General features: G+C 62.5%; 19 protein-coding genes. 4 read left to right on the top strand and 15 right to left on the bottom strand.

Annotation, left to right across the window (positions count from 1 at the left end; all coding sequences use genetic code 11):
- The 13 genes from ACY65G_RS21200 to ACY65G_RS21140 all read right to left on the bottom strand — a co-directional run.
- A partial coding sequence (locus ACY65G_RS21200) for a flagellin N-terminal helical domain-containing protein (RefSeq protein ID WP_464999260.1) occupies positions 1-267 on the bottom strand: 267 nt, incomplete at its 3' end.
- Positions 268-370: 103 nt separating this feature from the next.
- Positions 371-3,202 (bottom strand): O-linked N-acetylglucosamine transferase family protein, encoded by a 2,832-nt coding sequence (locus ACY65G_RS21195; protein WP_464999259.1) that lies wholly within the window; start codon positions 3,200-3,202, stop codon positions 371-373.
- A gap of 60 nt (positions 3,203-3,262) precedes the next feature.
- Positions 3,263-4,381, bottom strand: coding sequence for a class I SAM-dependent methyltransferase (locus ACY65G_RS21190; protein ID WP_464999258.1), 1,119 nt, complete (start codon positions 4,379-4,381; stop codon positions 3,263-3,265).
- Positions 4,382-4,565: 184 nt separating this feature from the next.
- Complete coding sequence (locus ACY65G_RS21185; RefSeq protein WP_464999257.1) at positions 4,566-5,546, bottom strand: fatty acid desaturase; 981 nt, start codon at positions 5,544-5,546, stop codon at positions 4,566-4,568.
- A 6-nt stretch (positions 5,547-5,552) separates the two neighbouring features.
- The gene (locus ACY65G_RS21180) at positions 5,553-6,284 is read right to left on the bottom strand and encodes a class I SAM-dependent methyltransferase (RefSeq protein ID WP_464999256.1); all 732 of its coding nucleotides are present in this window, start codon (positions 6,282-6,284) and stop codon (positions 5,553-5,555) included.
- Between the two features lie 13 nt (positions 6,285-6,297).
- Positions 6,298-7,389 (bottom strand): FkbM family methyltransferase, encoded by a 1,092-nt coding sequence (locus ACY65G_RS21175; RefSeq protein ID WP_464999255.1) that lies wholly within the window; start codon positions 7,387-7,389, stop codon positions 6,298-6,300.
- Positions 7,382-7,630, bottom strand: coding sequence for an acyl carrier protein (locus ACY65G_RS21170; RefSeq protein ID WP_464999254.1), 249 nt, complete (start codon positions 7,628-7,630; stop codon positions 7,382-7,384). The genes ACY65G_RS21175 and ACY65G_RS21170 overlap by 8 nt, the downstream gene beginning before the upstream one ends.
- 26 nt (positions 7,631-7,656) lie before the next feature.
- On the bottom strand, positions 7,657-8,799 hold the full coding sequence (locus tag ACY65G_RS21165) for a Gfo/Idh/MocA family protein (RefSeq protein WP_464999253.1): 1,143 nt from the start codon (positions 8,797-8,799) through the stop codon (positions 7,657-7,659).
- Complete coding sequence (locus ACY65G_RS21160; RefSeq protein WP_464999252.1) at positions 8,796-10,373, bottom strand: class I adenylate-forming enzyme family protein; 1,578 nt, start codon at positions 10,371-10,373, stop codon at positions 8,796-8,798. Before ACY65G_RS21160 ends, ACY65G_RS21165 begins: the two co-directional genes overlap by 4 nt.
- Before the next feature lies 1 nt (position 10,374).
- A complete protein-coding gene (locus ACY65G_RS21155; RefSeq protein WP_464999251.1) occupies positions 10,375-11,043 on the bottom strand; it encodes an acetyltransferase in 669 nt (222 codons plus the stop codon).
- A gap of 7 nt (positions 11,044-11,050) precedes the next feature.
- Entirely contained in the window at positions 11,051-12,169 is a 1,119-nt protein-coding gene (locus tag ACY65G_RS21150; RefSeq protein ID WP_464999250.1) for a DegT/DnrJ/EryC1/StrS family aminotransferase, read from the bottom strand.
- Positions 12,170-12,403: 234 nt separating this feature from the next.
- Positions 12,404-15,067 carry a tetratricopeptide repeat protein gene (locus tag ACY65G_RS21145; RefSeq protein WP_464999249.1) on the bottom strand — a complete coding sequence of 888 codons (2,664 nt, stop codon included), beginning with the start codon at positions 15,065-15,067 and terminating at the stop codon, positions 12,404-12,406.
- Positions 15,068-15,206: 139 nt separating this feature from the next.
- A complete protein-coding gene (locus ACY65G_RS21140; RefSeq protein ID WP_464999275.1) occupies positions 15,207-16,835 on the bottom strand; it encodes an electron transfer flavoprotein-ubiquinone oxidoreductase in 1,629 nt (542 codons plus the stop codon).
- A 220-nt stretch (positions 16,836-17,055) separates the two neighbouring features.
- On the opposite strand from ACY65G_RS21140, the gene ACY65G_RS21135 reads away from it, so the two are divergent.
- Positions 17,056-17,832, top strand: a complete 777-nt coding sequence (locus ACY65G_RS21135; RefSeq protein WP_130188776.1) for an SDR family oxidoreductase — start codon at positions 17,056-17,058, stop codon at positions 17,830-17,832.
- A gap of 10 nt (positions 17,833-17,842) precedes the next feature.
- On the opposite strand, the gene ACY65G_RS21130 is transcribed toward ACY65G_RS21135, so the two are convergent.
- The gene (locus tag ACY65G_RS21130; RefSeq protein WP_464999248.1) at positions 17,843-18,742 is read right to left on the bottom strand and encodes a LysR family transcriptional regulator; all 900 of its coding nucleotides are present in this window, start codon (positions 18,740-18,742) and stop codon (positions 17,843-17,845) included.
- 124 nt (positions 18,743-18,866) lie between these two features.
- On the opposite strand from ACY65G_RS21130, the gene ACY65G_RS21125 reads away from it, so the two are divergent.
- Entirely contained in the window at positions 18,867-19,259 is a 393-nt protein-coding gene (locus tag ACY65G_RS21125) for a Rid family hydrolase (RefSeq protein WP_464999247.1), read from the top strand.
- 16 nt (positions 19,260-19,275) lie between these two features.
- Here the strand turns inward: ACY65G_RS21125 and ACY65G_RS21120 are convergent, their stop codons facing one another.
- Positions 19,276-19,836 (bottom strand): LuxR C-terminal-related transcriptional regulator, encoded by a 561-nt coding sequence (locus ACY65G_RS21120; RefSeq protein WP_464999246.1) that lies wholly within the window; start codon positions 19,834-19,836, stop codon positions 19,276-19,278.
- A gap of 149 nt (positions 19,837-19,985) precedes the next feature.
- Here ACY65G_RS21120 and ACY65G_RS21115 point away from each other — a divergent pair, with 149 nt between their 5' ends.
- Complete coding sequence (locus tag ACY65G_RS21115; protein WP_464999245.1) at positions 19,986-20,684, top strand: CoA transferase subunit A; 699 nt, start codon at positions 19,986-19,988, stop codon at positions 20,682-20,684.
- 10 nt (positions 20,685-20,694) lie between these two features.
- The gene (locus ACY65G_RS21110; RefSeq protein ID WP_464999244.1) at positions 20,695-21,345 is read left to right on the top strand and encodes a 3-oxoacid CoA-transferase subunit B; all 651 of its coding nucleotides are present in this window, start codon (positions 20,695-20,697) and stop codon (positions 21,343-21,345) included.
- The last annotated feature ends 5 nt before the right edge of the window (positions 21,346-21,350 follow it).

The raw sequence follows: 21,350 nt of genomic DNA, 5'->3' as shown, positions 1-21,350 counted from the left end.
CACCAGCATGTTGGTGACTTCGTCGAACGCGCCGTCGGCCGTCTGCAGCAGCGACTTGCTGTTTTGCGTGTTGGTCATGGCGACCGACATGCCGCTCGTCTGCGCTTTCAGGCGGGTGGCGATCTGCAGGCCGGCGGCATCGTCCATTGCCGAGTTGATACGGAAGCCGGTGGACAGGCGCGTCATCGAGGTGGACAGGCTGTTCTGGGTACGCGACAGGGCGTTCTGGGCGGACAGGGCGGCGTTGTTGGTGTGAAGGCTCAGCATGGAATACTCCGGATAATGGGTGACTGGGGCATGCACGTCACGCCCTCATCAATACAAGGCGACATCCCGAGCGCTCCGATTAAATGCCGTACGGAAAAATTTTTCAGATTTTTTTCGCCAGCTCGGCGGCATGGATTTCTGCGTTGGTCATCGGGACGATGTCGTAGTCGATCTCGAAGTTTTCCGGTGCAAGGCCCGCGCACCAGCGTTGCCACATATGGCGTCCAGCGCCTTCCAGGGCAGCGGACACCACGGCAGGCCTGCTCATCGGCGCAAGGCTCAGCAAGGCGCGCAGGCTCATGCGCAGGTCGGCCAGCAGTTCCAGCCGCGCCGTCACCGCCAGGCCGCGCTCGACGAAACCATCGGCGCTCTGCGCAACGAACGCTCCCAGGTTCAACTGGTAGAGAACGCCTGCGGAACTGCGTCCAGCCAGCGTCGGTCCGGCAAGCGTCAACAGTGGAACACCCATCCAGAGCGCCTGCAAGGTCGTGGTCCCGCCGGTGTAGGGGAATGTGTCCAGGCACAGGTCCACTTTATGGTGCAGGCGAATGTAATCCTGCATCGGCACGCGGGACTGGAAATCCAGGCGCGACCGGTCGATGCCTTCCTCGGCGAACCATTCGACAAGATGGTCGTATTGGCCATCCTTGGGCATGCCAGCGAGCATCAGGCGGGCAGTTGGCTGTGCCCGCAGCAGTTGCGACCAGAGCGCAATGACCGGCCGCCGCAGTTTGTTGATGCGATTGAAACTGCCATAAGTAATGTAGCCATTGGCATAAGCCGGCAAAGGATTGACCGGAGGTAAGTCCTTCCTCGGTTCGAACACGGCGCAAGACGGCAGGTAGGCGAAGCGTTCGGTAAACTGCGGCGCCAGCTCCGGCGGCAGGGTATGGTGGTCGTGCAGGATGTAGTCCATGCTCTTCAGACCAGTGGTGCCCGGATAGCCGATCCAGGTTGCCTGGACCGGCGCCGGCTTGCGGGCAAACACGGCAAGCCGGTTCCGGTTCGTGTGGCCGGACAAATCGACGAGTACATCGATCGCGTCTGCGCGGACCAGTGATACCACAGCCTCGTCATCCATCGCGGAGATGTCGTTCCATACCGTACAGTTCCGGCGCACCTCTTCCGTCACGTGGTCTTGCAGGATGTTGTTGTAGTAAGCGTACAGTTCTACACGTTCCGACCGGTGCAGCTGTTTCAGGATGGGCGTGAAAAAATTCGCCAGCGCATGATTGTTGAAGTCGCCTGAGACGAAGCCCAGGCGAATGACGCGCTCCGGGTTCCTGTCGTTGGGGTGATCCGAGAGCGGCGGGGCCAGGGCCTCGCGGTGCATGCCGAAGCGGAAATGTTCGGCGGCGAGTTCCTCCGCGGTCACGTCGTCCGCATGCGACAGGCAGAACAGCAGGTTCCCGGTAAGGTCCAGGTCGCCCGGCAACAGTTCCAGCGCAGCACGGCAACAGGCGATGGCCTCGGGAAGACGCCCCTGCTGGGACAGTATCGCGGACATGCTCAGGTGCGCACGCTGGTAATCGGGCTGCATTGTCAGAACATGGCGCAGTTGCGCCATTGCCTCTTCGTTGCGGCCCATCCGGTGCAGGCAAATGGCAAGATTCTGCTGCATGTTGATGCAGCCGGGATCGGCCGCGAGCGCAGCGCGATAATGCATGAGCGCTGCTTCGTATTCCTCCTTGTTTTCCAGGAACACGGCCAGGTTGCCGTTGGCGATCGGATGCTCGGGAGCCAGCGCCAGCATGCGCCGATAGACGCCCATTGCATCGTCGGTCGCGGCAACGGACTGCAAGCCCACGCCGGTCTCCGCCAGCAGGTCGATATCGTCGCCGCACAGCGTTGCTGCGCGCAGGTAAGCTTTTCGTGCTGCATCCGTATCGCCGAGGTTGTGCTGCCCATGCGCATGGCGCAGGTTGGCTACGGCACTGTCCGGCGCGAGTTCGAGCGCGGCAAGGTACAGCTCGGCCGCTTCGGCATGGCGGTCCAGCGCTGCCAGTATGTTTGCCAGCGCGCCGACAATGTCGGGGTCGCCGGGGGAAAGGGCCATGGCGCGCCGGTTGCTTGCCGCCGCCGCATCCAGACGGTCCAGCGCTGCCTGGCAATTGCCGAGATTGATCCAGGCCAGCAGGTAGTCGTCATTCAGGCGCACTGCCTGCTCGAAACTGTCGATGGCGCTTTCCAGGTCGCCGCAGGCGAGGTAAGCGGTGCCGAGATTGCAGTGTGCCTCGGGAATACCGGGCGCCAGCGACAGGGCGCGCTGATAGGTCGCGATCGCCTCATCGAATTGCTGTGCCTGCTGCTGGGCGTTGCCGAGGCCGATCAGGTTTTCCGCATCGTCCGGCGCCAGTCGCGCAGCTTCTTCCAGCGCAGCCAGCGCTTCCTTGCCTTGCACCTGCAAGATCGTGCCGAGCATGCCCCACAGCATGCCCGACGCCGGGTAGCGGCCGATCAATTCCCGGACCGCCGCTTCCGCGCCGGCATGGTCGCCATCGCTGAACAGGCGCGCGACCGCTTGCGTGTCGGCGGCGCTTGGCCGGAGCGCCGCCGATGCGGCGACTTCGGCGGCGCAGCGGTCCAGCAGCATAGGCAGCTCCGCGCTGTCGAGCCCGCGAGCTTGCGCTGTCACGAGCAGTTCCCGCGCTTCGTCAGGCTGGCCTGCGCGCAACAGTCCTTCAGCGTACGACAGCCAGAACTGCCCTTCGTCGGGATTGACGGACCAGGCCTGGCGCAAGTAAGGCAACCCCTCCACCGCGCGATCCTGCTGCCAGGCGAGGATGCCGAGGTTGTGGTTGGCCAGCGCGTGATACGGGCGATGCGCCAGGATATCGCGGTAGGCCTGGGCGGCCTCGTCGAGGCGGCGCTCCTGGTGGAGGGCGATCGCGATGGCCAGGGCGTCGTCGACTGAGACGGGTGAATGGGAGTTCATGACGAATTTTTCAGGGTCTGGAAGATGCTTGGTACGGAAACGGCGCCGACATTGCCAACGCTAGGCGGCGTGGGTGAGTTGAATGAACAAGGCGGAGCCGATGACGAACGAACAGTGGATCCTGGCTTGATTGAGAGCCAGGAATTCATCCCCTGCACGTTGCGGGCCGTCGCCATAAGGCCAGACGTAATCGTCGACCACGAGCCAGCCGCCCGGCGCCAGGAACGGACTCCACTGCCGGATATCGGTACTGGCGGCGTCATAGCTGTGATTGCCGTCAACGTGCAGCAGGGCGATTCTGCCTTCGTAGCAGGTACGCCCAAAGGTCGGGGTGTCGACAGTGGCACCTGCACGGTACAAATCCACGGCATCGAACGATGGCATGCGCAAGTAGTTCACGTCGCCATTGCTGTATGGCAGAAGATTGATCTCGAAGACGCGAAGTGCCTGGTCGTAGTCGTATTTTTCGCGGCAGCTGTCGACCAGCCCGCCATTGTCGTCCTGGATCACGAACTCCGGCTGCCACGGGTCGATACATAATAATTTCCCGAGCCTGTAGTGGCGCGCCAGATTTGCCAGCACGAATGCTGATTTGCCAAAGGCACTACCGATCTCGACAATATCCCCGGCTGGGCAGTGACGGGCAATCTCATACAGCGCACCAATCTTTTCATTGTCGCACATGCCCGGGATGACGTTGGCGTGCTGGAACAGGGCCGCGAGCGCGCGAGGGTGCATGGAAGGATGCCCCTCATGACAACTGGCCAGGTCGAGACCATCGGACATCCACAGCGTCGCCCGTTCTTCGGCAGCGGCGTAGCTTGCCAGTTCCTCCAGCACGGGCCACTTGTTGAGCAGTTCCACGTCCGGACTGATGGTGGCCAGGTGATCGTTCAGGAAGCTCCAGACAACCGGATTCGGTGTGTAGATGCCATGGATGCCGCGCGCCTGGATGAGTGCCTGCAACTGCGCGGGGAAGTCGCTCGCGTTGACGAACGGCAGGAACGCCCATTCGGCATACAGCGGTTTGGCGACATCATACGCAAGCGATGAAGCGCCGATTACTTGCCTGCCTTCGCGCTGGCAGCGCTCCAGGTAGTCGAGCGAGCGGGGCATGCCTGCCGGGAAAATCAGGATCGGCTTATCGTCGGGCGATGGCTGTTTTGAACTGTTCAGCATATTGGTATCCAGGTGAGAGAACGCAGCGGACGACACTGCGCAGTGGCATTTCGGCGGACGCAGCCGGCAGAAACGTTCGGAGCGGAACGAAGTACGGACCTGCCGCGGGACAGCGGAGCCGGCAAGCCAGCGTGTGGCATTGGCCAGGCTGCCCGGTGTCCAGTTCTCATGTGTCGGGCATAGTTCAACGGGACGGGCGCCCGGACTTGATCTCCGCCACGACGCCGCGCATGCCGACGGTCGCCGCCGGCAAGTCATGTTCGATTGCCACGCGCAGATGTTTCAGCCGGTAGAACGGCACCGCCGGGTACATATGATGCTCGACGTGGTAATTCATCTGCCAGTAGAGCCACGCGCCGAACGGATGCAGCAGGACGGTGCGGCTGTTGCGGCGGAAGTCGGCAACGTTCGGTTCCATGCCATAGTGCTGGGAGAGCGCGAGCAATTTGCTCGGCCAGTCGCCGATGAAGGGTGCGAACGTCACGAGCAGGAGCAATTCCCAGTTGCCGGTTGCGACAAAGGTACCTGCCAGTGCCGCATGGCCGGCCAGGATACGGCGGGCCGTGCGGACCAGGTCCCGCCGGGCGGGGCCGGCCGGGTCGGCGTACAGCAGGCGTCCGGCCGGGCCTTTCACCACGTCGCGGCTGTTTTCGACGACGATGCGGATGGCGCGCACTGCAGCAGGCACGTCCACCGTGAAGGCCCAGGCCCAGTCCTGCCAGCGCGTGGTCTGCGGCAGGCGAACTTCGAAGTCCTCACCATCGTGCACGGTTTTCTGGTGATGCCGTGCATGACTGGCACGGAAGTAAACAGGATTATTCCAGGTCAGGAATGAAAACAGCGCCAGGAAAAAGTCGTTCAGGCGCCGGCTGCGGAATACCGTCCGGTGGCAAAGTTCGTGCCCGGCACCTGCCCAGCCGAGGAATCCGTAGCAGCCACCGTGCACCAGCAGCGCCGCCAGTGCGGCGAGGTGGTAAGCATGGCGGAACAGGGTGAGCGTTATCGCACCCGTTGCCAGCAACAGCAGGAGATGGCCACCTGCCTGCAGCCAGCCATGGGAGTTGCTGCGCTCGCATAGCCTGGCCAGTGCATCGCCGGCAACGGGCGTACGGTACCAGCTGAAAGTGCGGGCTGCCGGCGGGACGGATGAAGCGCGTTCGGGCATGACTGTTCAGTTCGAAAGCAGGTCGGCAAATCGGCCTGTCAACATGAACGCCAGCATCGTATGTTGCACGTGGACGAGCTGGGCTGGTGCCGCATAGCCGTCCAGGAAGCGGGTGACGTCCTGATGAATTCCTGACCTGTAATCGTGCCAGGCGATGACGGCGTCCGGCCGCGCCAGTTGCAGGGCGATGGCGGTATCGCTCGCAATGGTGTCGAAATCATGGCCGCCATCGATAAAGATGAAGTCGAACCGGCCGGCCAGTCCTTGCCCGGCCGGGTCGATCGTGCGCGAGTCCTGCAGCAAACGGGTGACCTTCGCCTGGACATGGCCAGGGGCCCTGTCTATGCAAAGCCCGCCCTTGGTAGCGAACTCCCGGCGCAGAAAATTGTCGTTCGCGGTATCGTCGTGCAAGACCCGCGCGGCGTCGTCGGCGGCCGGCGTCATTTCGATCGTCTCCGGCGGGAGATCGACTGTCGTCACATGGGCCGTGGCGGCCGAGTTGGTGGCGAAGAGCAACGTCGTGGCGCCGAGATAGGTGCCGAATTCGAAAAACGACTGTGCGCCCGTCAGTTTCGCCAGACTGACCAGCACGGCGCTTTCCAGCAGCGTGGCGCCGCCAATCGCGCTGCTGGGAATATTGACGGAGAAATCCGGGTTGACGTCGGGTTGCAATGCCTCGATCAGTTGAAACAGTACTTTCGGGCGAATTTCCCGCAGGGGAGCGTGGGAGGCAAGCATTCTATCTATCCTGTTAGATGGTGTGCCGTGCATGCGGCACGAAGAACATGACCGTTTCCGACCAGCCTTGCGAGTAGTGGCGCAGGTACACGTCATAGTCGTTGCGCAGACCGAGGACGAACGAAGGAACTTCGCGGAAATCGGCCGCACGGTGGTACACCGCGATCGCCAGCTTGGGATGGCCGGTACGGATATGACGTCTGGCGCCAGCCAGGGCACGCATTTCCCAGCCTTCCAGATCCATCTTGATGAAGCTCACCGGTTCTTCTATGCAATCGTCGATCGTGGTAACGGGAATCGCAACGGTGCCTGCCGCGCTGACGGCGCTGGCGGACCCCGAGTCCGGATCGAAGCTCAGCGTTCCCGCGACGTCCGACACACCCATGTCGATGAAGCGGATATCGCGACGGCCGGCGAGGCGCGCCCTGGCCCGCGCAATATTGGCAACGGACGGCTCAAAGAGGAATACGCCGCGGTATGCGGGGTCGCGCCGGCAGAACTGTTCGGTGGTGTCGCCGTCAAAGCCGCCTGCATCCACGAACGTTTCGCCGTGGACCGGCATGAACGCTTCGAAGTACTGCTCGTCCAGGCGCACGCTGTAGCGTTCCATATGGCACGGGTCGGCGCTGGTGCGGTAAGCGATCAGGTCGCGCAGCACCGCGCGCGAAGCATCGTCGGCGAGCCGTTCGGCAAGCGCTGTCCATTCGCTCCCATGTGCCTGGAGATCGGAGCGCATGTCGGCAACGAACCAGGGGCGGGGCACCAGGTCCGGGCGCGCCTGCAGCAAGTCGGCATAGTGCAACGGTGCCAGGCCCAGGGCGAGCAGGCGCCGGCTGGCCGACACAGGGCTGATCGACATCGAGCAATTCACGACCAGCGCCGGCGCGGGGACATCGTCGGCACGAAGCACGGGCTTGCCGCACCACACGGAAGCTGCAGCATGATCGTCGACGATGCCGTCGACCAGCGCGGCAATAGCCGGGTTACCCAATAGCGCGGCAGCATTCTCGTTGCGACCGAGAAGGAAGCGGCCGGCAGGCCGGTCCGGCGTGAAAAACGCGTTGGCCGCATCGGCAGCCGATGCAAACTGAGGATGTCTAGTCATCGGACCGCTTGTCGGCGATTAATGCGGTCAGGCCAGCCACGGTGCGAAAGGCCGGCGATTCGATGTCTTCCTCCGTCAAGTCGATTCCGAATGCCGTCTCCAGTTCGACGATGAACTTGACGATGGCCAGCGAGTCGACGATACCTTCGTCGATGTAGTCCGTGTCGTCGGTAAAACCGGGAGGCAAGCCACCCTTGCGTTGCAGTTGCGCCAGGATGCGGGTGCGGATCGGGTCGTTCAAGATGCGTTCCTTATAGGTTCGATAACTCAGCGTTGCACGGCAACCCAGCCGCGCGATTGCGTGGAGCGGACCATGGCATCGAGGAAGTGCAGCCCTTCGAGTGCCAGTTCGGCGCTGAACACTTCGTTGGACTGCCAGGTGCCCGCGGTGCGGTATTGCTGGAGGCAGTCGGCCAGGTCCACGTAGAGATTGGCGAATGCTTCAAGGAACCCGGCCGGATGGCCGGCCTTGAAGCGATTGTAGCGACGCGCATTGGTGATTTCACATGCGCCGGCGCGGTCGAGCATTTCACGGCGGCCGTCACGATGCGAGACCAGTAACTCTTCGGGAGACAACTGGTACCACTCGGCCGATGCGCGCTCGCCATAGATGCGGATGCGCAAGCCGTTGCGGTGGCCGAGCGCCGATTTGCTGAACCAGAACTGACCCTGGATGTTCCCGCTATAACGGGCCAGGCAGCTGGAATTGTCGACCACGCCATCGAACCAGCCGTAATGGTTCTGGTCTGCCACCACGTCGAGCGGACGTTCGCCCGTCAGATAATGGACGATCTGGTGCAGGTGCGTACCCAGGTCGAGGTGCAGCGTCGGCACCTCGCCATCGCTCAGCCGCCAGGGCTGCGGCGACGGCTTGTTGCCGTGGCTGTCGGTACGCACGAATCCTTCCTGCGGCATCTCCGCCTGGAAATGCAAGATACGCCCCAGCTCGCCCGAACGCACCTTGTGGGCAAGTTCGCGCAGCATCGGGTAGCCCGAGTAGTTATAAGTAATGGCAAGAAATGCGCCGAGCTCATCGCGCAGGGACAGGAGTGCACGTGCCTGGTCCGGTGTTCCCGTCAGCGCTTTTTCGCAGATCACGGGAAGCCCGGCGCGCATGCAGCCGGCCACCATGTCGAAATGCGCAGGAATCGGGGTCAGGATCGCGACCGCATCGATCCGGTCACGTTCGTTTGCAACCAGGTCCATCCAGGTCGCGTAGGTGCGATCGGCCGCAATGCCATAGCTTGCCGCGGAGCTGAGGTTGTCCTGCTGTTGGGTACTGAAGCAGCCCGCCACCAGCTCCCAGCGGCGGTCCATCGTGCTCGCGACAAAGTGGGCGTATCCCACAGCGGAATTGACGGCACCGCCGATGAAGGCAATGCGCAGGGGAACTGCCGGCAGCCCGCTCATCGTTGCACTGCCGCCGCGGCGGGCTTGCCGAATTGTCTTGCCAGTTCGAATTTCATGATTTTTCCCATCGGGTTCTTCGGTAACGCTTCGACAACGAAAAAGTGCCTCGGCTGCTGATAATCGGCCAGCCGCTCAGCGCACAGCACGCGTAGCGCGCGCATGTTGAACGAATCCGCATCCTCCAGAACCAGTGCAACCCCCACGACTTCGCCAAGCTTGTCGTCAGCAACGGCAAAAGCGGCGCATTCTTTAATCCCCGGCAGTGCCGCTACCGCCGCCTCGACGTCCGTCGGATAGACATTGACACCACCCGTGATGACCAGGTCCTTGGCGCGGCCGCGGAAATAAAGAAACCCGTCCTCGTCCAGACAGCCGAGGTCGCCAGTACGAAAGTAATCGCCCCACATTGCCGCCGCCGTCAGTTCGGGCCGGCGATAATAGCCGCCGAACAGCATAGGGGTTTTGCAGGCGATTTCGCCAACCATGCCCAGTGGCAGTTCGACGTCGTTTGCACCGAGGATGCGGATGTCGACACCTGGCGCCGGGCTGCCGACCGACGCCAGCTTGCCGGCCGCGCGCGAACTGTCGAGATTCGTGGCAATGGCGATTTCGGATGTGCCATAGCATTCGTGGAACGCGCAGTCCATGCGGCTCAGCAGCTCGTCTTTCGTTGTATTGTCGAGCATCGCCGAGGACGATACGATGCAGCGAAGGCTCGCCAGATCGTGGCTGCCAGGTGTGCGCAGTTCGCTAACGATCTGCCGGAGTTGCGACGATACGGCAATCGTGAACGACGCGCGCTGCTCGGCCACGCAGCGCAGCCAGGCGCTGGTGGAAAAGCGTGCCATCACGACCGCGCTGGCGCCATGCATCAGCGCCATCAGGACCAGCCGCTCGGCCAGCGAGTGATACATCGGCGTGGCCGCAAGGATCACATCGCCAGGACCGACGCCATACATTTCCATCGCCGCAGCGGCACGGTTCACCTTGGTTCGTTGTGTCAGGACGATCGGTTTCGGGTCCCCGGTCGAGCCGGACGTCATCGTCAGGATGAGCGGGCGCTCCGGATCGCCAAGGCCGCGCGGCGGCACGTCGTGCGGTACCGGACCGAGGAGTTCTTGTAGCGTCAGTGCACCGGCCGCCGCGCTATCGACAGATATCTGCAAGCCTGGCACGAACGCCTCGCCGGTGCTCAGTATTTCGGTCAAGGCACCCAGCTGGTTCGCCGTGGCAACGAGATGCCGTACTTCGGTGGAGGCAAAGGCGCGCTGGACCGCTTCTGGACCAAGCGATGTATTGAGAGGAACGAGGCTGACGCCCAAGTCGGCTGCCACCAGTAGCAGCGCCGCGAACTCAATGCTGTTCGGTAATAGGACGCCGACTTGTTCGCCGGGTTGAACGCCAGATTCCGCCAGCGCGTAGGACCACCGGCGCACCAGCGCTGACAGTTCGCCGTAGCTGGCGGTTCGGCCATCGCACCAGATGGCCTGCTTGTCAGGATGCGCGTTGGCAACCTCGAAAAACGGCGGCGCAACGCAGCCCTGGCGGCTGCCTTCTGTCGGGGAAGACATCATGTTATCCCAGTAGTTTCGAAAATTTCAGGAAAGACCGGCTCTTCAATCTGAACAGCTGTGCTGGCTCCGGAAGCCAGACCTGGTCCTCGGATGTGCTGGCGGAAACCAGCGTGTTAGCGCCAATAAAATTGCGCGCGCCGATCGTCAGTCCGTGTGCAGCACTCGCGTTGACGCCGAAAAAGCAACCTTCGCCGATGCGGCAGTTCCCCGCCAGCGCGATCCCCGCGTTGATCCAGTTGAACCGGCCTATCTGGCAATCATGCCCCAGGTTGACATTACTGGAAATGAACGTGCCGTCACCGATCGAACAGCCAGGGTGGATGGAAACATGGTCGAGAATGATGCAATTGTCGCCGATCGTCACGCCATCGTGCCGGAACACCGAAGGGTGAACATAGCTGGCAAGACGAAAGCCCCGTGCGGACAGGTCGGCGTGACGGCGTGCGCGCAAGTCGTTCATGTCAATGAAACCTACCGCGACAATCGCGGCGTGGTCAGCGGGCGCGAAATGTTGCTCGAGTTCGCTAAAACGGACGAGCGGCAGACCAAGGAAGCTGCTTTCCTTGACATAAGCGTCGTCTGCAGTGAAGCCCGCGATGTCGAGGCTGTGGCGGGCATATGAATAAAGCAGGCGGGCAGTGGCGCCATTTCCAAAGATAATCGTTCGCATCAGGTTGTCAGACTGTACGGATCAGGTCGATGAGTTCATCCTGCCGGTCTGCGGGTAGATCCGGATAGATCGGCAGGCACAGAACTTGTAGAGAGAGCCGATGGGCAACCGGCAGATGGTCGCGGCGGGCCGAGGGCATGCCGCGGTACATCGGAAACTCGCTGATCAGCGGATAGAAATAACGCCGTGCATAAAAGCCTGCCGCACGGAGCTTTTCATATAGTTCATCTCGGCTGAGGGGATAGCCCGATTGGACCAGGATGGGAAAATACGAGTAATTCGGCTGCATATCCGTCGGCATTTCAGGGCACTCGATTCCAGGAGTGCCCTGCAGGGCGGTGCGGTAGTGCTGATCGACCGCGGCCCGGCTCGCCAGCGCCGCATCGATGCTCTTGAGCTGCAGCAGTCCGAACGCCGCGTTCACTTCACTCATCTTCCCATTGATGCCAGGGGCGACGACCGTTACTTCGTCAGCGAAGCCAAAATTCTTCAGATGATCGATGTGACGCTTTGTACGCGCATCCTTGCAGATGATCGCACCGCCTTCGAACGTGTTGAAGACTTTCGTCGCATGGAAACTAAGTATTGACAGGTCCCCGTGATTCAGCACGCTGCTGCCACAGTGCTGTACACCAAACGCATGCGCGGCATCGTAAATGACCTTCAAGCCAAAATTCGCAGCTATTTCCTCGATCTGCTCCACATTGCACGGTCGGCCGTAGCAGTGGACAGGCAAGATCGCTGTCGTTTGCGGCGTGATGGCCGCTTCGATGAGGCGTGGATCGATGTTGAACGTGTCCGGTTCGATATCGACGAACACGGGCTTGATGCTGTTCCAGAGCAGTGAGTGCGCAGTGGCGACGAATGAATAAGGGGTCGTGATGACCTCGCCCGTAATGCGCAGCGATTGCATCGCCGTCATCAGTGCCAGTGTGCCATTGGAAAAAAGCGACAGGTACGGCACGCCGAGGTAACGGGCAAGTTCCGTCTCGAACTCCTGGTGGAACGGCCCCCCGTTGGTCAGAATCTTGTTGTTCCAGATCTGCTGCAGATAGGGGATGAACTCTTCCAATGGCGGTAAGGCCGGCTGCGTGACATAGATGGGCGAACGGGGTGGCTTTTTCATCGTGCGCCACCGCGACCTGTCCCGGAGTCCGGGAAAATGGTTGGCGCACGTCGGCATGTCTTGCACGTATTATTTTTCATATTGTCATCCTCGTGACGTTATTGCACGACCGCTTCGAATTCGCAGCGTAAACGGCGGTCGGGAACCGGACAGTTGCAATGTACTCGACCAGATTCCAAGCCGCTCGATGTTTGCCTGCGGCAAGCTTAACTGGTGCCTAGGTTACCTGCAAGGCTACAGGGGCGCGTCCGATTTCGTGCCGTGCTGTGCGGCCGAATCCAGTACCAGCTGAGCCGGCGGCATGCCGTCGCACCAGCGTCGCCACATGAGCCTGACCATTGCACTGAGGTTCGCCGCCAGCAAGTCGGGACGTGCAAGCGCGGAGCCGCGCATGCGTTCGCGCATCGTTGTCCGTAGATTGCCCAGCGCAACCGGCTTGCCGGCCCAGTCCACGGCTGCGTCGACAAAGTCTTGCGGCGTGTTTGCGATGAAATCGGCAAGCCCCAGATGGCTCAGGATTGCCGCACTGGTCCGGCCAGACGGTGTCGATCCAGCCAGCGTGATAATCGGGACACCCATCCATAGTCCGTGCAGTGTTGTCGTGCCCCCGGTGTATGGGAACGTATCAAGGCACAAGTCGACCTGATGATGCAATGTCAGGTATTCACGCATGTTGCCACGCGTATGGAATATCAGTCGCTCGCCAAACACACCGGCGTCTTCGAACATCCTGCGCAGGCTTGTCTCCTGATTGTTGCCCGTCAACGCGCCCAGCAGCAATCGCGAGGCTGGAACCGCTTGCAGAACCTGTGCCCACAACCGCACCACTTCCCCATTGATCTTGTTGGCGCGATTGAAACTGCCGAAAGTAATGTAGCCGTTTTGAATTGCAGGCAGTGGATTGACATCGACAGCTTCTGTCGACGGTTCGAACACGGCCGAAGCGGGGAGGTAGGCGATGTGCTCGCTGTACTGGCTGTCAAAACGGCCGAGTGGCAGCAAATGCTGGTCGGTCAGGAAGTAATCCATGGCGTCGAGGCCGGTTGTTCCGGGATAGCCGATCCAGGTGACCTGCACGGGAGCAGGCTTGCGCGCCAGCACCTGCAGGCGGTTATGGCCGGTGTGGCCCGACAGATCAATCATCACGTCGATCCGCTCGCTTCGGATCAAGGTATCGAGTTCGTCGTCGGATAGATGGCCGACATCGCGCCAAAGGGACACATAGCTGCGTAGCGCGGCGGTGACGTCGTCGTTGAGGGTATTGGTGTAATAGACCAGCAGTTCAAGCGATGGGTCGTGGCGCAGATGCTCGATCACCGGGCGAATGAAGCTGGCAACGGCATGGCTGTAAAGGTCGCCGGAAATGAACGCAAGCCTGATGCGCTTGTCTGGATTGGCTTCCGATTCGCGCGGCTGGATCCAGCGATCCCGCCGCTCGAACTGCGCGGCAAAGGCGCGGTGGACTTCGCGCGAGGCAGTGTGATCGGCATCGGCGTGCGCGAGGCAAAACAGCAGGTTCGAATAGGCGCCAGTGAACGTTGGGTCAAGGGCGATTGCCTCCTTGCACAGCTTGATAGCTTCGTCGGTCTCGCCAGCCATGCTGAGATAGTGCGCCAAGTTCGAACGGATGTTTGCCGCCTTGCGATCGAGCCGCGCTGCCTTGCGCAGGTGGGCGATGGACCGGTCGATGTCGCCCATTGCCGCCTGCGCATTGGCAAGGTTCAGCAAAAGCTCTGCATCGTCTGGCGCCAATGCCATCGCGACCACGCTATTCTCGAGCGATTCACGATACCTGCCCAGCTGGCTGAGCACGAGCGACAGGTTCCGGTAGGCGTCAATGAACCCTGGATCGGCTGCGATAGCCGCCTTGTAATACTGGACGGAGGAGGCGGTCTCGCCGAGCGTCTGCAGCGCGGTGCCAAGGTTGTTCAGCGCATGGGCGTAGTCGGGCTTGATGGCAAGCGCGTGGCGCAAATACGGCAGCGCCTCGCGGTGGCGTCCCAGATCGATCAGCATGCCGCCCAGATTGCCCGCGGCGAGATAGGACTGCGAATCGATGCGCAGGGCATCGTCCAGGTGCGATACCGCTTCGCTTTCCAGGCCCAGCTTGTGCAGTACCGCGGCGAAATCGATGTGCGCCTGCACGTTGTCCGGGTCCGCGAGCAGTGCCTTGCCATAGTTCAGGGCGCTGTCGTGAACTTTGTCGCTTGCCATCTGCAGCGACGCCAGCTGTGCCAGCGCGGCCGCGTCTTCCGGCGCCAGCTTGACCGCGCGTTCGCTGGCGTTGAGCGCTTCGCCGAGCCGGCCGCTGGCCCGCAGCGATTCCGCCCGCGCGTAGTGGAACAGGGCATCGTCGCCCAGCAGCCGGATCGCTTTCGACCAGGCCGCGTTCGCTTCTTCGTAACGTTCCAGTGCATGCAGGGCCGAGGCCAGGGACGGATAAAGCTGATGCAGCTTCGGCGCCATCTGGAGGGCGAGCTGATAGCATTCCACGGCGTGGGCATGGTTGCCCAATGCCTGTTCGACACTGCCGAGTTCCACCAGGGCGTCGAGGGTCGATGGATCAATGTCCAGCGCCTGCCGGTAACAGGCAGCCGCTGCGGCGAGTTCGCGACGATCCTGCAACGTGTGGCCCAGCAGCACGCGTGCGGAAGGATTGCCGGGATCGAGTTCCGCCCAGCGGATGAGCTCCGGCAGCGGATCGCCGCCTTGTGCCTGGACCGCGTCAGCGATCAGTCGCCACAAGTGAGGGGATTGTCCCTGCGCACCGGACAGGGAGCGCAGCTGCGCCAGCGCGGTATCGTAATCGCCGCTGGCCAGGGCAGCCGCTGCCGGCGCCAGTTCGGGAGGCAGCGCCGGTACGCTGCCTGGTACTGCATGGTCGCTGGTGGTCTTCATCGCAACGGATCGGGTGGCAATGGCGCATTCTACTGCGCAAGGCACCGCTCCGAACCGGGGAACAGAGCGGGAATAGCCCATCATACCGCTGGCGCCGACTCGCCCGCGCCCGGCACACCTGCCTGGCCGGGCCTGCCTGTTACATGTTCGGGTAGTTCGGCCCGCCGCCGCCCTCCGGCGTCACCCACACGATGTTCTGCGTGGGATCCTTGATGTCGCAGGTCTTGCAGTGCACGCAGTTCTGCGCATTGATCTGCAGGCGTTCGGCGCCATCGTCGTTCTTCACGAATTCGTAGACGCCGGCCGGGCAGTAACGCGCTTCCGGGCCGGCATACTTGGCCAGGTTGACGTCGACCGGCACCGACGGGTTTTTCAGCGTCAGGTGGATCGGCTGGTCCTCGGCATGGTTCGTGTTCGAGATGAAGACCGAGGACAGCTTGTCGAACGTGAGCTTGCCATCGGGTTTCGGGTACGCGATCGGCTGGTAGTTCGCCGCCGGCTTCAGGCAGGCATGATCCGGCTCGTCGTGGCGCAGTGTCCAGGGGGCCTTGCCACGGAAGACGATCTGGTCGATGCCCGTCATGATCGTGCCGAACACGAGTCCCTTGTTCAGGTACTGCTTCACATTGCGCGCCACGTGCAGTTCCTCGTGCAGCCACGATTGCTCGAACGCGGCCGGGTAGGCCGACAGTTCGTCGTGCTGGCGATTCGCGGCCAGCGCGTCGACGAGTGCTTCCGCGGCCAGCATGCCGGACTTGATCGCGGCATGGCTGCCCTTGATGCGGCTCATGTTCAGGAAGCCGGCATCGCAGCCGAGCAGGCAGCCGCCCGGGAATACCAGCTTCGGCAGCGATTGCAGGCCGCCCGACGTGATGGCCCGCGCGCCATAGGAAATGCGCTTGCCGCCTTCGAAGAAGCCGCGGATCGCCGGGTGCGTCTTGTAGCGCTGGAATTCCTCGTAGGGCGAGATATACGGATTCGCGTAGTTCAGGCCGACCACGTAGCCGACCACGACCTGGTTGTTCTCCGCGTGATACAGGAAGGAGCCACCATACACGTCGTGGGCCAGCGGCCAGCCGGAGGTGTGGATGACGAGGCCCGGCTGGTGCTTCGCCGGGTCGATTTCCCACAGTTCCTTGATGCCGATGCCATAGGCCTGCGGGTCCTTGCCCTTGTTCAGGTCATATTTGGCCATCAGCGTCTTGCCCAGGTGGCCGCGCGAACCTTCGGCGAACAGCGTGTATTTGCCATGCAGTTCCATGCCCAGCTGGAAATCCGGGCCGGGTTCGCCGTCCCGCTTCACACCCATATTGCCGGTGGCAACGCCCTTCACGGAACCGTCCTCGTTGTACAGCACTTCGGCGGCCGGGAAGCCGGGGAAGATTTCCACGCCCAGGCTTTCCGCCTGCTGGCCCAGCCAGCGCACCACATTGCCGAGCGAGATCACGTAGTTGCCATGGTTTTCCAGGCACTTCGGGATCATGAAATTCGGCGTCTTGTAGGCTTTTGTTTCGGTCAGGAACAGCACGCGGTCTTCCGTGACCGGGGTGTTCAGGGGCGCACCCTTTTCCTTCCAGTCGGGAATCAGCTCGGTCAGCGCCCGCGGGTCCATCACGGCGCCGGACAGGATATGCGCGCCCAGTTCGCCGCCTTTTTCCAGCACGACCACGGAAATTTCCTGGTTCTTTGCCTGGGCCAGCTGCTTGATGCGGATCGCGGCGGACAGGCCGGCCGGGCCGCCGCCAACGATCACCACGTCGTATTCCATTGCTTCGCGCGGGCCGTACTGTTCAACGAGATTCGTCATAGGATTTTTATAAGAATAGGTAAACGGGAAAAATAAGCCGTAAAAATTAGAACGAGTGTGCTCTTTTTCCGCCGTAAATGCAACGGCATTGTAGTAGATGTTCCCGTCTAATATGGTCGAATTGTGTAAGATACACGGCAACCGTAGCGCGTCCGGCGCACATGAAAAAGGGAGGCAGGCCGTGGGTATCGAAGTCAATTTTGAAGGCAAGATCGCGCTCGTGACAGGCGCTTCCAGCGGCCTGGGCGCGCGCTTCGCGAAGGTGCTGGCCAGCGCCGGCGCGCAGGTGGTGCTGGCATCGCGGCGGGTTGAACGCCTGAAGGAATTGCGTGCCGAGATCGAAGCCGACGGCGGCGCGGCCCACGTGGTGGCGCTGGACGTGACGGACTACGCCAGCATCAAGTCGGCGATCGCCCACGCGGAAACGGAGGCGGGGCCGATCGATATCCTCGTCAACAACTCGGGCGTCTCGACGACGCAGCGGCTGGTCGATGTGACGCCGGAGGACTACAACTTCGTGATGGACACGAACCTGCGCGGTGCCTTCTTCGTGGCGCAGGAGGCGGCCAAGCGGATGATCGCGCGCGCGAAGGGCGATCCGAAAAAGCAGCACCGCATCATCAACATCGCCTCGGTGGCCGGCCAGCGCGTGCTGCCGCAGATCGGCGTGTACTGCATGAGCAAGGCCGGCGTGATCCACATGACGAAGGCGATGGCGGTGGAATGGGGCCGCCATGGCATCAATACCAACGCGATCTGCCCCGGCTACATCTCCACCGAGATCAACGAGGATTATTTCGCCAGCGAGCAGGGGCGGCGCCTCATCGAAATGCTGCCCCGCAAGCGCCCGGGCAAGCCGGAAGACCTCGACGGCCTGCTGCTGCTGCTCGCCGGCGAAGACGCCCATTTCATCAATGGCGCGGTCATCTCGGCCGATGACGGCATGACGGCACAATAGACCGCTGGCCCTACGCTTCGCGCGCCGCCATCAGCTCCACGATCCAGTCGATAAAGACGCGCACCTTCCTGCTGAGGTGGCGGTTCGGCGGCCAGGCGATCCACAGCGGCATCGGGTCGATGCGCCAGTCCGTAAAGAGCGGCACCAGCGCACCGGCCGCCACGTGCGGCCGCGCCATGTAATCGGGCAGCCACAGGATGCCCAGCCCCGCCAGGCCGGCGGCGAGATAGGCATTGCCGTCGTCGGTGCGCAGCACGTGCCGGCCCTGCACGGGGATGCTCGCGCCGTCGCGGTGCATCGCGTAAGGAAAACCGTTTCCGGACCAGCGGAACCCCACGATGCGGTGATGGCCGCCGTGCAGTTCCCCCGGATGCGCCGGCGAGCCGGCACGCGCAAGGTAGGCGGGCGCCGCATACACGCCCAGCCCGAGGTCCGCCAGGCGCCGCGCCGCCAGCGATGTGTCGGTGAGTTCGCCGCCGCGTATCACGCAGTCGACGTTCTCGCCGATGATGTCCACCTTGCGGTCGCTGGCGCCGAGATCGAGCTGGATCTCCGGATAGCGTTCGTGGAAGCGGGGCAGGGCCGGCACCAGCACCATTGCCGCCAGCGGGCTTGGCACATCCACGCGCAGCTGGCCGCGCGGTTCGCCGGCCGTGCCGGGCAGGCCCGCTTCCACGTCGTCGAGTTCGGCCAGGATGCCCGCCACCCGCACGTAGTAGGCGGCGCCGTCGGCCGTCACGTTCACGCGCCGCGTGGTGCGGTTCAGCAGTTTCACGCGTAGCCGCGCTTCCAGCTGCTGCACCAGCTGCGTTACCGTGGTGCGGCTCACGTGCAGTGTTTCCGCGGCCTTCGTGAAGCTGCCCGCCTCGACGACCCGGACAAACGCCTTCATTGCATCGAAACGGTCCATGCTTTGCCTGTGTTGTGATTGTTTGGATTATACAAACAGTGCTGGCGGCGATTGCCCGTTTATCGGCGGAGCGCGGACCGCTACAGTGCGTGTCATCCCAATAATTCACCCAAGGAGAGATGCGATGACGAAGCGCGATGTGGTATTCCCGGCGGGCCGCCAGGCCCTGTACGACAAGAACCGCTATTCACCGGCGGTGCGTTCCGATGGCTTCCTGTTCGTGTCGGGGCAGGTCGGCAGCCGCGAGGACGGTTCGCCCGAGCCTGAACTTGACGCCCAGGTGCGGCGCGCGTTCGCGAACCTGAACGCGATCCTGGCCGCCGCCGGCTGCTCGTTCGACGACGTGGTGGACGCGACGATGTTCATCGTCGACCCCGAAGCGCGCTTCGAACGGATCTGGGACGTGGCGCGCGAGTTCTGGGGTGAAGCGCCGTATCCGAACGCGACGGTGGTCGGCGTGACGTGGCTGTATGGCTTCGACTTCGAGATCAAGGTGATCGCGCGCATCCCCGATTGACGGGGCCGGCCGCCCCTCAGCGCGTGGAACCCACCAGCTTGTGCACCAGTTCCGACGACGTGGCGGCGCCGAACTTGCGCATCAGCTTTGCGCGATGCATTTCCACGGTGCGCGGCGACAGGTCGGTTTCACGGGCGATCATCTTGCTGGTCTTGCCTTCGACGAGGAAGGCGGCGATCTCGCGTTCGCGCGGCGTGAGTTCGGCCGACACGGGGCGTTTCTCGGACACATCCTCGAACGTCCAGACGCCCGGGCCCAGCGGGTCGGCACAATCGAGCGCGCGGCCGGTCACGTGACACCAGAACAGCTCGCCGCTGGCGCGCCGCATGATGCGTTCATCGGAATAGCGCCCGCGCGCATTCATGATCGGGATGATGCGGTGGCCGGTGCGCAGGAATTCATCCATCGTGGGATACAGCACGCAGAACGACTGGCCATCCAGCGTGCCCTGCGGGTAGCCGAACATCTGGGTGAGCGCGTCGTTGCTGGACTGGATGACGCGGTTCACGGAGATGCACATGCCTACCGGCGCGAACCGGAAGATGGTTTCATAATCGATCTCGTACGGTGCATTCATCGGCTGTCTCGGATTACTTTCTTATGTGTACCGGCTAACCATACGGCCGTATTTCTACTGTATTGTACTTTCCTTACGGGTAACCTATTCTGGAACGCCACGAAGGCGGACCGGTTCCGCCTAGCTTATCAAAAATGGAAGGGGGCACAATGAATAAAGTTTATCCGGACGCGCAGTCCGCCCTGGCCGGCGTCGTGCAGGACGGGCAGACGATCGCCGTCGGCGGCTTCGGCCTGTGCGGCATTCCCGAAGCGCTGATCCTCGCGTTGCGCGATTCGGGCGTCAAGGGCCTGACGGCGATCTCGAACAATGCCGGCGTCGATGGCTTCGGCCTTGGCCAGCTGCTGGAAACCCGCCAGATCAGGAAGATGATCGCGTCCTACGTGGGCGAGAACAAGGAATTCGCGCGCCAGTACCTGGCCGGCGAACTGGAATTGGAGTTCACGCCGCAAGGCACGCTGGCCGAGAAGCTGCGTGCCGGCGGCGCCGGCATTCCGGCGTTCTTCACCAGGACCGGTGTCGGCACGATCGTCGCCGAGGGCAAGGAGATCCGCGAGTTCGATGGCGAGCAGTATGTGATGGAAAAGAGCCTGGTTGCGGATGTCGCGCTGGTCAAGGCCTGGAAGGCCGACAAGGCGGGCAACCTCATCTTCCGCAAGACAGCCCGCAACTTCAACCCGAACGTGGCGGCCTCCGGCAAGGTAACGATCGTGGAAGTGGAAGAACTGGTGGAGATCGGCGAGATCGATCCGGACGCCGTGCATACCCCCGGCATCTTCGTGCACCGCATCGTGTACAACCCCCATCCGGAAAAACGCATCGAACAGCGCACCGTGCGCGCCGCCTGAGGAGAAGAACATGGCATGGACTCGTGATCAAATGGCCGCGCGCGCGGCAAAGGAGCTGCAGGACGGCTTCTACGTCAACCTGGGCATCGGCCTGCCCACGCTGGTGGCGAACTACGTACCGTCGGACATCGAAGTGTTCCTGCAATCGGAAAACGGCCTGCTCGGCATCGGCCCGTTCCCGACGGACGACGAAGTGGACGCCGACCTGATCAACGCCGGCAAGCAGACCGTGACGGCGCTGCCCGGTTCCGCCTATTTCAGCTCGGCCGATTCGTTCGGCATGATCCGTGGCGGCAAGATCAACCTCGCCATCCTGGGCGCGATGCAGGTGTCCGAAAAGGGCGACCTGGCGAACTGGATGATCCCCGGGAAAATGGTGAAGGGCATGGGCGGCGCGATGGACCTCGTGGCCGGCGTGAAGAAAGTGGTGGTGCTGATGGAACACGTGGCCACCGCGAAGGATGGCACCACGTCGCACAAGCTGCTGAAACAGTGCGACCTGCCGCTGACGGGCGTGGGCGTCGTCGACATCGTCATCACCGACCTGGGCGTACTGGAAGTGACCGATACGGGCCTGAAAGTGATCGAACTGGCGCCGGACGTCACGAAGGAGCAGATCGCCGCCGCCACCGGCGTGGAGCTGGATTTTTCCGCCGTGTAATCGCA

The sequence above is a fragment of the Pseudoduganella sp. jia 12 genome (assembly GCF_055502675.1).
The sequence above is the reverse complement of the archived record's forward strand: the minus strand, read 5'-3'. Positions and strand labels throughout refer to the sequence as shown.